Origin of the sequence: Asticcacaulis sp., assembly GCF_020217185.1 — a bacterium.
GTDB lineage: Bacteria > Pseudomonadota > Alphaproteobacteria > Caulobacterales > Caulobacteraceae > Asticcacaulis.
The window spans coordinates 1-10,000 of sequence record NZ_JAIWNX010000200.1; the positions used below are offsets into that span (position 1 = coordinate 1).

The following is a 10,000-nucleotide window of genomic DNA, read 5'->3' on the forward strand; positions in this document are numbered from 1 at the left end:
AAGGCCCGCGAATAGCGCCGGCTGATCAGATACTGCCCCAGGGTCAGGCGCTCGTCCTGACGCGCCTTGTGATCGAGCGGGGCGGTCTTGTAGAAGCGCACCAGATCCCACATCAGGCGCAGAAAGCGCGGGCGCACCACATTGCCCCATTGCGCCAGAAGCCCGGCCAGAGACACCGAGGCGTATTCCAGCCGTCCCTTGTCGATAGAAACGCCGAACGACATGTCCGAAGACTGATGCGGCGCGCCGATATAGTCGAGCAGGGCCGTCAGATTGGGGTAGCAGGGCGTATTGAAGACGATAAAGCCCATATCGACCCACTGAGGGGTCTCGGCACTGCCGATATTGACGCTGTGGCTGTGGCCGCCGGGGCGGTCTTCTTTTTCAAACACCGTGATGTCGGTGTGCGGATGAAGGTGCCAGGCGGCGGATAAACCGGAAATCCCTGTGCCCACAATGGCGATACGGGGGCGGCGGGAAGCGTCCGGGGTGGCGCGGCTGGCGTCGTACATTCTTTATGTCCTTGCTTATATAAAGACGCTTACGCCGGGAGTCGGGCGCTGGATCAGCCTATCTGATTTTCCGGAAATGATATGCTTTATAATATCAACGGCCAAAGAGGCTGACCGCCTCCGGCCGTTGAGACTACGCGCCTGCCTCATATGTACGGGCTACATGAGGCAGGCGCGTAGCGAATACCAAAAGTCACCTTCACTGCCTTTTTGGTATAATCCAAACCTGTGGCTGCGGCGTAGAAGCCTCATGACCACAGCCAAGTCCACATCGACTCTTTACGGGCGGCCTCAAATGTCCTTTGACCGCGACGATTTAATCGGGTCTTCTGCGCGTATGATCGTCGCAGAGACTGGCCTGAGCCGGGGAGGGCGTCCCATGGGTGTGCCCGAAGCCCTGATTTTACGCATCGCCGAAGGGCGTGACCGTGCGGCCTATGCGCAATTGTTCAGTCAATACGCGCCCAAACTCAAGGCCTTCATGATGGGCCGCGGTCTGACCGCCATCGAAGCCGAAGACCTGGCGCAGGATGCCCTGCTCAATGTGTGGCGCAAGGCCTCTTATTTCGACCCGTCCAAGGCGTCGGCGACGACTTGGATCTATTCCATCGCGCGCAACCTGCATATTGACGGCGTGCGCAAGCAAAAGCGGGCGCAAACCCTGCCGGAAGACCTGTGGGCCCCGGAACCGGAACAGGCCCCGGATACGCACCTGATCGGAGTGCAGGATGCCAAGACGATTGGCGTCCTGATGCAGACCCTGTCGCCGGAGCAGCGCGAAGTGGTGCGGCTGTCGTTTTTTGAGGACCTGTCGCATGGCGACATCGCGCAGGCCCTTTCCATCCCTCTGGGGACCGTGAAATCACGTCTTCGGCTGGCGCTTCTGCGGCTGCGGGCGGCCTTTGAAACCCGTGCTGAAAGTAAAAGCGTATGACGTCCATTAATCACCACCTCGATGAGGTTATCCTGCTCGACTACCACCGTGGCCGTCTGAACGCCGGTCAGTCCCTGCTGGTCGAAACGCATCTGGAAATGTGCCTGCATTGCCGCACGTCGCTGCGCCTGTTTGACGCCATCGGTGCCTCCATGCTCGAAGATATCGTGCCGGTCGATATGGCCGATGACGCGCTGGAGCTGGCGCTGGCGCGTATCGAGCGCCCCGAAGAGGCCCCTGAGCCGCGCGTTGCGCCCGAACTGCCTGCCTATCTCAAGGGTATCGACCTGCCGGAATCCGTGCGCACGGCGGCCTTCAAGCCGCGCTACTGGGGCGCGCCGGGCGTGTGGATGGCGCATCTCGATGCCCCTAAGGACGGGCGCGGCCTGACCTATCTGATGCACGTCAAGGGCGGCATGCAGATGCCGGTGCACGACCATCAGGGGCTGGAGATGACTCTGGTTCTGACCGGCTGTTTCAGCGATGACCGCGGGGCCTATCACCCCGGCGACTGTGTGTCGTGCGACGAAGGCGATCACCATTCGCCCCTGATCGCGGCGGACGATTGCCTGTGCCTGATCGCGGCGAACGCGCCCATCGCGCCAAAGACGCTTCTGGGTAAACTGTTGCAGCCTTTCGCGCGTATCTGACCCGACCCCCCATTGCTGAAGGTGAGGCATGAAGATGTTTCTGAGCGCGCTCGTCCTGACCCTGATCGCCTTCGCGGTGATTGATACCGTGTGGCTGAGCCTCACCGCCGGTCCGTTGTACAAGCCGTTGATGGGCGACCTGATGGCCACGCGCATCAATATGGCGGCGGCGGTAGCCTTCTATCTGCTTTACGGCTTGGGGGTGACGTGGTTTCTGACCTTCCCGGTCCTGTCGGGACAGTTGCCGGTGTATGGCCTGCCCGCCGGCTGGTCATTGACGATCAGCGCGGCGCTGCTGGGGCTTCTGGCCTATGGCACCTATAATCTGACGGCGATGGCCGTAATCCGCGACTGGTCCCTCAAACTGGTGGTGATCGATATGATCTGGGGGGCGGTTCTGACGACCGTCGCGTCGCATCTGGTCGTGTTCGCCGGGCGGCTGCTCAAGATATAGATTTTTTGCAGCGCGCGTTTTCATTATAATAAAAAACTCAGACGGAGGCGGCCCTATGTCCAGCACCTCGACATCCCTTGGTCCCCATTTCGTAGCCAAAAGCGCCGATTTGCACGTGGTGCCGAAGGCCCTGCGGCAGCCGCTCAAGACGCTGCGCCATAACTGGCACCGCGGCAATCTCGACATCATCCTGCCGAACGGTACACCGTTTGAAATCCGCGGGAGGGAGCCCGGCCCGCACGGTGTGTTGAAAGTCAATGATTTCCGCTTTCTGCGCCGCGTGCTGTCGGCCGGTGATGTCGGTTTCGCCGACGGTTACGTCGCCGGGGAGTGGGATACGCCCGACCTGCCGGACCTGCTCGAAGTCTTCACGCTGAATATCGATCGCCTGACGCGCTTCTTTATCGGCAATCCGTTCATGCAGATGATGAGCCGTCTGCTGCACAGCTTCAACCGCAACACCAAGGAAGGGTCGCGGCGCAACATCTTTGCCCACTATGATCTGGGCAACGCCTTCTATTCCGAGTGGCTGGACGCCACCATGACCTATTCGTCCGCCCTGTTCAAAGGCACCGAAGACCTTGAGCGCGCGCAAACAGCGAAGTATGCGGCGCTGGCGCGGCTGGTCGATCTCAAGCCGGGGCAGCACGTGCTGGAAATTGGCTGCGGCTGGGGCGGCTTTGCCGAATACGCGGCGAAAATGGGCGCCAGGGCCACCTGCCTGACCATTTCGCCGTCACAGCACGACTATGCGGTTGAACGTATGCAGCGGCTGGGCCTGTCTGATCAGGTCGAAATCAAATTACTCGACTACCGCGATGTGACGGGCCAATACGACGCCATCGTCTCCATCGAGATGTTTGAGGCGGTGGGGATGGAATACTGGGACACCTATTTCCGCAAGGTGTCGGACTGCCTCAAGCCGGGTGGCAAGGCGGCGTTGCAAATCATTACGATCCGCGACGAGCTGTTCGAAGATTACCGTCAGCGGCCGGACTTCATCCAGCGCTATATCTTCCCCGGCGGCATGTTGCCGTCGCCGTCAAAGCTGCGCAGCCACAGCGCCAAGGCCGGCCTGTCGGTCCTGTCGGATCCGCCGTTCGGCCACGACTATGCCCGCACGCTCAATATGTGGGCGCGTCGCTTCGATGCGGCCTGGGCTGAGGGGCGCATCAGCGGCTTCGATGAAGCCTTCCGCAAGATGTGGCTGTTTTATCTCGCCTATTGTGAAGCGGGGTTCCGCACCGAGCGCACCGACGTCGTGCATTTCGCGCTTCATAAATAGTGAGTGTTGATTTCCCCATATGCTTGCAAAGCCTGTGGATAAGTTGTAAAACTATTCCCTGTTTCGAGAAGTAGCGGGGAATGTTCATGAGCATTGTGGTCAACATGTCCGAATGGCGTAAGCTGGCACAGATTACGACAGATTACAAAAAATACGAGGCGCTTTCGGCGCGTAATCCTTCGCATGTAGCGATGGCAGAGCGTCGCCAAACTGTGGCCGACATGATTTTTGCTGTTCCGCACTCCCGCAATAGAATTAAAATATTCCTCAAAAACGACACGCAGGAAATCATTGATTTCCTTCAGTCAATGGGTTGTGATGAGTCCGAATACCTCAGGGCTGATTTTTGGGAGGCTTTTCGAAACCGGAATTGTGGCCCTGTCTACCTGCCAAAGGTAACCATTAAAAACCCTCCGATTCACAAATCGAGGAGTGGACACAAGGTTCGTATTTATATGAATCAGGCCCATGCCTGTTTTGGCGATTGTCACAACGGAAGGGTTTGTCAGCACACCCACATCCTGAATGGTTTGTCCAAGATTTCTGTCTGCGATTGCTGTTAATGTCTGATCGTACAAAATACAAAAAGGCCGAGACTCTCAAAGCGCAGGTTTATAGGGATATCAGAAACTATTATAGAATCTATCGCATTATCCATTTTATGAGTGCTTCTGCACCATTTCTTCTTGGTATTTGGTCACTTTGCGCCGCCGCGGTTGATGCGACAGACAATGTAGAAAAATACGTATCTATATTTCTCGGAGCTTACACGCTATTAGTGACGGCCAGTCATTATCTTTGGTCGAACTTGAAAGTGGCTCAACGTTACAATACAAACCTTTTAATTTATGAAATGCTCATTGGTGGTTTAGCTAAAGCGGATAAATTTGAGTATAAATTGACGTACACGCGAGATGAGTCTGAAAGGCGTGAAATTGAAATTCAAATAAATGATGTTCTTCTGGAAACGACTGAAAGCGCTGAAAAACTTAGCCTTGGGACAATGGCTGTTGATGAGTCGATCAAACCACCAACCTGATATATCGGCTTTGTAATTATGCGGCTTTGGAGGGTCGCCTTAGCTTTTTTACCAGCTCGAAATGCCTAAGCTCTATGGCATGATCAACGGGTGTCATCCCCAGATTGTCTTTTATGAGGGCGGATGCGCCTTTTTCAAGCAGCGCGTATATTGCATTTGTATTGTTACATACAATCGCGGCAGTCAATAAAGTCCAGCCTCGATCATCCTTTTGATTTAGATTAACTTCAGTCGTAAGATAATCGGAAAGCCCTTCCATATCTTCGCACTCAATGGATTTTAATGCCGCCTCGAAGCGATAGGTTTCAGACATGCGTGTGCCCCTCTTAAAACTTTAATGTACAGCATAGCTGTCGTAATTACAATAACACCCAAGCATTAACCATCAATAAAGAGATTAACTGTTGCTATGGGCTCATGGTAAGTAAGTTGGGGAATTTTAATGTGACAACATCAATTGTTGACGCTGCATACATAGCCCATCAGGCTCACTGCTCCTAGTAAGCCGTTTGATTGGGCTGGACTTCTATCCTGCTTTCGTTCAGTAGGACGATTCTGCGATTTTATCAACGACGCGAAATCACTTGTCTCCCCCCATGCGGCGGGCTACCAAACCTCTCATTGAAACGGAGCCGGAATCGTTTGCGATTCCTGTTATACCCAGTGCCATTGAAAATGACTCTGGGTTGGTATTAGAGAGGCAGCGGTTTGGCCAAGGGCGGCACAGCGCAGACACGAAACGGGGCGATTACCCTCGTGCGGCACGGTGAACCGGCCCTGTCGCGGCGCGTCAAGCTGACGGCGGCGGGCTATCGCGACTGGTGGGGGCGCTATACGCTGGCCGGTCTGCTCGAAGGTCAGATTCCGCCGCCGCAACTGATCAAATGGGCCGAGGAAGCGGGCTTTGTCTATTCCTCGACCCTGCAACGCTCCATCGAAACGGCGCGCGCTGTCTGTAAGGGCAAGCCGTTTGAATCGCTTGATCTGTTTATCGAAGCGCCGTTGCCGCCGCCCAATTTTCCGACCTTCCTGACTTTTTCGCCCAAATACTGGGGCGGGATTTCGCGCTTCTGGTGGTGGGCGTTCAACCACCACGCAGGCGAAGAAACGCGCAAACAGGCCGAGGCCCGCGCCGCGCAAGCCGCGCGCCTGCTGCACGACAAGGCGCAGACCGGTGAAGACGTTCTGCTTCTGGCGCACGGCTATTTCAACTGGATGATTTCGCTCGAATTGGGAAAATTAGGCTATAGCCAAACCTGCGAGCAGGGGTTTAAGTACTGGGGCTGCCGCCGCTATGAGCGACGCGCCTGAGCAGCCCTTGCTCAATGCCGCCCCCCTCCGTAACCTGATTGCGTAACGAAAGGCCCATCATGACCGAACCTGCCGAGACCCTGTCCTTCGAAGAGGCGCTGGCCCAGCTTGAGCGCATCGTGGCAGAGCTGGAGTCCGGTCAGGCCCCGCTGGAGAAGTCTCTCGAACTCTATAAACGCGGCGCGGCGTTGAAGGCCCTGTGCGAAGACCGGCTTGAGGCTGCCCGCCTTCAGGTCGAAAAAATCACCCTGTCCAAGACCGGTCAGGTCGAAGGCACGGCCCCGGCGGAGTTCAACTGAGGTGAGGCCGGTCGCCGCCAATTCCGACCTGCCGCCGCTGCATGAACGGATGCAGGAGACCGCCGATCTGGTGACGATGGCGCTCGATGAGCTTTTGCCGCGCGCCGAAGGGTTTGAATCGCGCCTGACCGAGGCCATGCGCTACGCGGCTTTGGGGCCGGGCAAGCGTCTGCGGCCGTTTTTTGCGCTCGAAACCGGGCGTCTGTTCGATGCGGATGCGCAGGCCGTGCTGCGGGCGGCGTGCGCGCTGGAATGTATCCACGCCTATTCGCTGGTGCACGACGACCTGCCGTGCATGGATGACGACGATATCCGCCGCGGGCAACTGACCGTGCACCGCGCCTATGATGAGGCGACGGCCGTGCTGGCCGGGGATGCGCTTCAGACCGTGGCCTTTGAGATTCTGGCCTCCGAAGATACCCACGAAGACCCGCGCGTGCGGGTGGAACTGATCTCGCGGCTGGCTCTGGCGTCGGGTGCGCAGGGCATGGCCGGCGGTCAGATGATCGACCTGATCGGCGTGTCAGACGATTTGGGCGGCGTGGCGCGGATGCAGCGCATGAAAACCGGCGCGCTGATCGTTCATGCTTTTGAAATCCCGATCATTATTGCTGACGTGCCGGAGAAGGAGGCCAATGCCCTGATCCATTTCGCGCAGGATCTGGGGCTGGCCTATCAGATTGCCGACGATCTTCTGGATGTCGAAGGTGATCCGGACCTGCTGGGCAAGGCGGCGGGTGGCAAGGACGCGGCCAAGGGCAAGACCAACTTCGTGACGCTGCTGGGGCTGGACGAAGCCAAGGCGCGGGTGCGGCTCCTGTCCGAACAGTGCAAGGCGCGACTGGATATTTTCGGGACCGATGCCGACATCTTGCGCGACAGCGTGGATTTTGTGCTGAAACGGCAGAGCTAAGCAAGGTCGTCTTCGCCGCCGCAGGCAAAGTCTTCGCTACTGGACAAAACCTTGCCGCAGTTTTATGTCGGTTACGCTAGAGACGAACAAAACCATTGCCGGTTCTGATCCGGCCTGTGAGTGCACCGCTTATGCCCCAACCCGAAACGCCGGTCCTGGACACGCTGACGGTCCCGGAAGCGATCCGCCATCTGTCTGCCGCTGAGTTGAAGACGCTGGCCGATGAGGTGCGCGCCGAAACCATTGATGTGGTGTCTAAGACGGGCGGGCATCTGGGCTCAGCGCTGGGTGTGGTCGAACTGACCGTGGCGCTGCACCATGTGTTTGAAACGCCACGCGATATTCTGATCTGGGACGTCGGGCATCAGTGCTATCCGCACAAGATTCTGACCGGGCGGCGCGAGCGTATCCGCACCCTGCGTCAAGGCGGCGGCCTCAGCGGCTTCACCAAGCGCTCGGAAAGCCCCTATGATCCGTTCGGTGCCGCGCACGCGGCGACCTCGATTTCGGCGGCGCTGGGTTTTTGCGCGGCGCGCGACCATAAGGGCGAAACGAATAAGGTCGTGGCGGTCATCGGTGACGGCTCGATGTCGGCCGGCATGGCCTATGAGGCGATGAACAATGCCGCCGAAACCACGAAGAATCTGACGGTTATCCTCAACGATAACGACATGTCGATCGCGCCGCCGGTGGGCGGCATGAGCGCCTATCTAGCCAATCTGGTCTCCGGCGGCGCCTATCAGGCGGTGCGCCGCTTCGGCAAGAGCGTGGCCGAACGCCTGCCGCGTCCGCTGTTTGAGATGGTGCGCAAGGGCGAGGAGTTTTCGCGCACCTATGTGACCGGCGGCACCTTCTTTGAGGAACTGGGTTTTTATTACGTCGGGCCCATCGACGGGCACGACATGGACAATCTTTTGTCGGTCTTAAAGCGCGTGCGCGACATCACCGACCGCCCGGTGCTGGTGCACGTGGTGACGCAGAAGGGCAAGGGCTACGCTCCCGCCGAGGCCGCCTCTGACAAGTATCACGGCGTGGCCAAGTTCGACGTCATCACCGGTGAGCAGGCCAAGCCCAAGGCCAATGCCCCCAGCTATACCGAAGTCTTTGCCGCCGAACTGATCAAGCAGGCGCAGATCGACCCGAAGGTGGTGGCCATCACCGCCGCCATGCCGTCGGGCACCGGGCTTGACCGCTTTGCCGAGGTGTTTCCCACGCGCTGCTACGATGTGGGCATTGCCGAACAGCACGCCGTGACCTTTGCCGCCGGTCTGGCGGCGGACGGCATGAAGCCGTTTTGCGCGCTCTATTCGACCTTCCTGCAACGCGGCTATGATCAGGTGGCGCACGACGTGGCGCTTCAGGACCTGCCCGTGCGCTTTGCCATCGACCGCGCCGGTCTGGTCGGGGCCGACGGGGCGACCCACGCCGGGACGTTCGATATCGGTTATCTGGGGACGCTGCCCGGTATGATGATCATGGCCGCTTCGGATGAGGCGGAACTGGCGCGCATGATCGCCACGGCTACCGCCTATGATGATGGGCCTTCGGCGTTCAGATACCCGCGCGGTGAAGGAGTCGGCGTTGAAATCCCGGCCGTGCCGGAAACGCTGGCCATCGGGCGCGGGCGTATTGTGCGCGAAGGCTCAAAAGTGGCCATCCTGTCGTTGGGGGCGCGCCTGCCGGAGGCTTTGAAGGCCGCCGATCTTTTGGGGGCGCGCGGGCTTTCGACCACGGTGGCCGATGCTCGCTTTGCCAAGCCGCTGGATAAGGACCTGATCTTGCAACTGGTGCGCCACCACGAATGCCTGATCACGGTCGAAGAAGGGTCTATGGGCGGCTTCGGGGCCTTTGTGCTGCACTATCTGGCGGCCGAAGGCGCGCTGGATAACGGTCTGAAAATCCGCACCCTGACCCTGCCGGACCGCTTCCAGGACCATGACAAGCCGGAAAAAATGTACGCCGATGCGGGTCTTGACGCGCAGGGCATTGCGGCTTCGGCCATGAAGGCGCTGGGGTTCAGCGAGGCCGATATCGCCAGGGCAGCGGTGCTTTAATATCGTTTTTGATTTTGAAGTTCGCCGGGCTTTCGATATCAGAATGAAGCGAACTTCAAATTCACGATACTAGCCCTGCAAGGCTTTCAGGGCCGTCTCCGGGGCTTCGGAGACAATTTTGAGCAAGGCGACCGCCGGGCCGGTGGGTGTGCGGCGGTGTTGTTCCCAGTTTTGCAGGGTCTTGACGCTGACGTGCATTAGACGCGCAAATTCACTTTGTGACAGGCCAAGTTGCTCCCGCGTTGCCTTGGCATCGGGCGCAGCGATGATAAAGCGGCGCGACGGTTCGGCCCGTCCGGCTGTAATCTCCGCCGCTTCCTTGAGGCTCTGCACCAGATCGGCAAACACTTCCTTGTCCATCATAACGCCTTCACCAATTGCGCCAGAATGGCGACTTCCCTGTCCGTCAGGGTATCCTTTTTCGATTTGGGATAGACCACCAGCATCAGAATCCTCTGATCCGGTCTGATCCAATAGTAGATGGCGCGCACGCCGCCGCTTTTTCCACTCCCCGACAAAGCGTGCCGCACCTTGCGGATGCCGCCGCCA

Annotated in this window: 14 protein-coding genes; 10 read left to right on the top strand and 4 right to left on the bottom strand. The window is 58.4% G+C overall.

Annotated features, from left to right (window positions below; translation table 11 throughout):
- Positions 1-512 (bottom strand): FAD-dependent oxidoreductase (locus LDL37_RS09895; RefSeq protein ID WP_290797467.1); only part of this gene is annotated, 512 nt, incomplete at its 3' end.
- Positions 513-891: 379 nt separating this feature from the next.
- Here LDL37_RS09895 and LDL37_RS09900 point away from each other — a divergent pair.
- From LDL37_RS09900 to LDL37_RS09925, 6 genes are all read left to right on the top strand, one after another.
- Complete coding sequence (locus LDL37_RS09900; RefSeq protein WP_290797469.1) at positions 892-1,446, top strand: sigma-70 family RNA polymerase sigma factor; 555 nt, start codon at positions 892-894, stop codon at positions 1,444-1,446.
- The gene (locus LDL37_RS09905; protein WP_290797474.1) at positions 1,443-2,096 is read left to right on the top strand and encodes a ChrR family anti-sigma-E factor; all 654 of its coding nucleotides are present in this window, start codon (positions 1,443-1,445) and stop codon (positions 2,094-2,096) included. The genes LDL37_RS09900 and LDL37_RS09905 overlap by 4 nt, the downstream gene beginning before the upstream one ends.
- Before the next feature lie 28 nt (positions 2,097-2,124).
- Entirely contained in the window at positions 2,125-2,550 is a 426-nt protein-coding gene (locus LDL37_RS09910; protein ID WP_290797477.1) for a DUF2177 family protein, read from the top strand.
- Between the two features lie 55 nt (positions 2,551-2,605).
- Positions 2,606-3,835 (top strand): cyclopropane-fatty-acyl-phospholipid synthase family protein, encoded by a 1,230-nt coding sequence (locus tag LDL37_RS09915; protein ID WP_290797480.1) that lies wholly within the window; start codon positions 2,606-2,608, stop codon positions 3,833-3,835.
- 86 nt (positions 3,836-3,921) lie between these two features.
- Positions 3,922-4,398: a hypothetical protein gene (locus LDL37_RS09920; protein ID WP_290797483.1), complete on the top strand. Its 477-nt coding sequence runs from the start codon at positions 3,922-3,924 to the stop codon at positions 4,396-4,398.
- Positions 4,398-4,874, top strand: a complete 477-nt coding sequence (locus LDL37_RS09925) for a hypothetical protein (protein ID WP_290797487.1) — start codon at positions 4,398-4,400, stop codon at positions 4,872-4,874. Before LDL37_RS09920 ends, LDL37_RS09925 begins: the two co-directional genes overlap by 1 nt.
- Positions 4,875-4,890: 16 nt before the next feature.
- Here the strand turns inward: LDL37_RS09925 and LDL37_RS09930 are convergent, their stop codons facing one another.
- Positions 4,891-5,187 (bottom strand): ankyrin repeat domain-containing protein, encoded by a 297-nt coding sequence (locus LDL37_RS09930; protein WP_290797489.1) that lies wholly within the window; start codon positions 5,185-5,187, stop codon positions 4,891-4,893.
- Between the two features lie 443 nt (positions 5,188-5,630).
- Here LDL37_RS09930 and LDL37_RS09935 point away from each other — a divergent pair, with 443 nt between their 5' ends.
- The 4 genes from LDL37_RS09935 (at position 5,631) to dxs (ending at position 9,451) form a co-directional block, all read left to right on the top strand.
- On the top strand, positions 5,631-6,185 hold the full coding sequence (locus LDL37_RS09935; RefSeq protein WP_290797491.1) for a histidine phosphatase family protein: 555 nt from the start codon (positions 5,631-5,633) through the stop codon (positions 6,183-6,185).
- 59 nt (positions 6,186-6,244) lie between these two features.
- Positions 6,245-6,484 carry an exodeoxyribonuclease VII small subunit gene (locus tag LDL37_RS09940; protein WP_126420403.1) on the top strand — a complete coding sequence of 80 codons (240 nt, stop codon included), beginning with the start codon at positions 6,245-6,247 and terminating at the stop codon, positions 6,482-6,484.
- A gap of 1 nt (position 6,485) precedes the next feature.
- Positions 6,486-7,397 (top strand): polyprenyl synthetase family protein, encoded by a 912-nt coding sequence (locus LDL37_RS09945; protein WP_290797494.1) that lies wholly within the window; start codon positions 6,486-6,488, stop codon positions 7,395-7,397.
- A 131-nt stretch (positions 7,398-7,528) separates the two neighbouring features.
- Positions 7,529-9,451 carry a 1-deoxy-D-xylulose-5-phosphate synthase gene (gene dxs / locus LDL37_RS09950; RefSeq protein WP_290797497.1) on the top strand — a complete coding sequence of 641 codons (1,923 nt, stop codon included), beginning with the start codon at positions 7,529-7,531 and terminating at the stop codon, positions 9,449-9,451.
- Positions 9,452-9,520: 69 nt separating this feature from the next.
- On the opposite strand, the gene nadS is transcribed toward dxs, so the two are convergent.
- Positions 9,521-9,814 carry a NadS family protein gene (gene nadS / locus LDL37_RS09955; RefSeq protein WP_290797500.1) on the bottom strand — a complete coding sequence of 98 codons (294 nt, stop codon included), beginning with the start codon at positions 9,812-9,814 and terminating at the stop codon, positions 9,521-9,523.
- Positions 9,811-10,000, bottom strand: a 190-nt coding sequence (locus tag LDL37_RS09960; RefSeq protein WP_290797503.1) for a type II toxin-antitoxin system RelE/ParE family toxin, incomplete at its 5' end; no start/stop codon positions are given. The genes LDL37_RS09960 and nadS, both read right to left, overlap by 4 nt.